The sequence below is a fragment of the Psychrobacter sp. TB20-MNA-CIBAN-0197 genome (genome assembly GCF_040309765.1).
GTDB classification, from domain to species: Bacteria; Pseudomonadota; Gammaproteobacteria; order Pseudomonadales; family Moraxellaceae; genus Psychrobacter; species Psychrobacter submarinus.
The window spans coordinates 1-2,153 of the sequence record NZ_JBEOPC010000062.1; the positions used below are offsets into that span (position 1 = coordinate 1).

Consider the following 2,153-nt stretch of genomic DNA (forward strand, 5'->3'; position numbering starts at 1 on the left):
TATGATCTTAGAATGAAGCTGTTTGCTGGTATCATTAATTCCGAGCTTAAATTATGACTTTTGCAAGAGGTCTAATATTACTGATTTAGGACTCAAAAAAGGGTCAAAGTTAGCCCCAAAAAACTCAATACTTATTCTAGTTCGTGGGAGCATGCTGTTTAAAAAAATACCGATGGGGATGGCTTTAAAAGACGTAGCCTTCAATCAAGATGTTAAATCTATTATTACTAAAGAAGATTTGAACGAATATTATTTTTTTCAATGGTTGCTATCTCAAGAAAACATTATCCAAAATAAAGTTACATCAACAGGTATTGGGGCAGGTAAGCTAGATACTTCTGAACTACAGAATTTAGAAATCTATTATCCTGCTAAAGAAGAACAAACCAAAATCGCCACATTTCTATCCGCTGTCGATACTAAGATCGACGAGCTGACCCAAAAGCATGAACTGCTTACCGAGTACAAAAAAGGCATGATGCAGCAGCTTTTTAGCCAAAAACTGCGCTTTAAAGCCGACGATGGTAGTGATTTTGAGGATTGGGAAGAAAGTTTGATTGGCAACGTTTTCACGAACAAATCAGAAAGCTTTAATCCTAAAGTAGAAAATAATCTACCTTGCATTGAACTTGAACACTTATCGCAAGGTACAGGGACAATACTAGGCACTACTGACAGTAAAAATCAAAAAAGCACGAAAAACGTATTTGAAAGATCTAATGTTTTGTATGGAAAATTACGTCCATATTTAAATAAATTTGCCCAGCCTGACTTTAAGGGTGTCTGCTCTACTGAGATTTGGGTTCTTACAGGTATAGAGATATCTAATAATTACCTATATCAATATATACAAAGCGAAGGTTTTTCAGAGCTTACGAGTATTCAGTCTGGTTCAAAGATGCCACGCGCTGATTGGAAAACCGTAGCAAGCGCTGTTATGTCATATCCTTGCTGCGAAGAACAAACTAAAATTGCCAACTTCCTAACCGCTATTGACCAAAAAATTGATAACGTTGCCGAGCAAATCGACCACGCCAAAACGTGGAAAAAAGGCTTATTACAGCAGATGTTTGTATAAGGTATAACATGACTGAGCAAAGTGAGTACCAACTCGAAGACAGCCTAATGACGCAAATGCAGGATTTGGGTTATGAGCGCGTTACCATTACCACCGAGGCGGCACTCCTTGCCAACCTAAAGACGCAAATCGTCCGCGCCAATCAGCTGGATCAGCCATTATCTGATGATGAGTGGAAGCAAGTTATCAGTCATCTTGGCAGTGGCAGCGCCTTTGAGCGTGCCAAAAAGCTGCGCGATAAGTTCAACGTCAAATTCGATGATGGCAGCTCACGCCATATTCAGTTTTTTTGGCCAAACGCTGATGACAACATTTGGCAGCTGAGCAATCAGATTATGGTTGACCACAGCAGCCAAAACGGGCGCACCAGTCGCTTTGACGTCACCATCTTGGTTAACGGCTTGCCCCTAGTGCAAATCGAGCTTAAGCGCCGTGGCGGCATCGAGATTGCCGAGGCATTCCATCAGACCATGCGTTACTCAAAAGCCGCCTACAAGGCAGGACATGGCTTATTTGAGTTCGTTCAGCTGTTCGTCATCAGTAATGGCGCAAACACGCGCTACTATGCCAAAGGCACTCAGCACTTTAATTTTACCTTTCCCTGGGCGGACAGCGACAACAAACCGATCAATGAAATCGTTGATTTTGCTGAGGTGTTTTTAACCCCTACGCATTTAACCGAGATGATCGCTCAGTTTGTCGTGCTCTATGAGTACTCCAAGACCATGATGGTGCTCAGACCCTATCAAGTCCATGCCACCAAGCGCTTAATTGAGCGCGCCACCGCCTCAGACAAAAACGGTTATATTTGGCATACCACAGGATCAGGCAAAACGCTGACCTCATTTAAAGCCAGTCAAATCATCATGGGGCTACCCGATGTCGAAAAGGTGGTGTTTGTTGTCGATAGAAATGATTTGGACACCCAAACCGCCAATGAGTTCAACGCCTTTAAAGACGGCAGCGTAGACAGTACCACCAACACCAAAAACTTAGTCAAGCAGCTCGGCGAGACCCACGACAAGCTGATCGTCACCACCATTCAAAAGCTCAACCGCGCTATCAAATCAGAGCG

At 42.9% G+C, this 2,153-nt stretch carries 2 protein-coding genes; both read left to right on the plus strand.

Annotation, left to right across the window (positions count from 1 at the left end; translation table 11 throughout):
* Positions 1 to 22 precede the first annotated feature (22 nt).
* Positions 23 to 1,078, plus strand: coding sequence for a restriction endonuclease subunit S (locus AAEY83_RS12590; protein WP_084212591.1), 1,056 nt, complete (start codon positions 23 to 25; stop codon positions 1,076 to 1,078).
* Positions 1,079 to 1,086: 8 nt separating this feature from the next.
* Positions 1,087 to 2,153 (plus strand): type I restriction endonuclease (locus tag AAEY83_RS12595; RefSeq protein WP_351059226.1); only part of this gene is annotated, 1,067 nt, incomplete at its 3' end.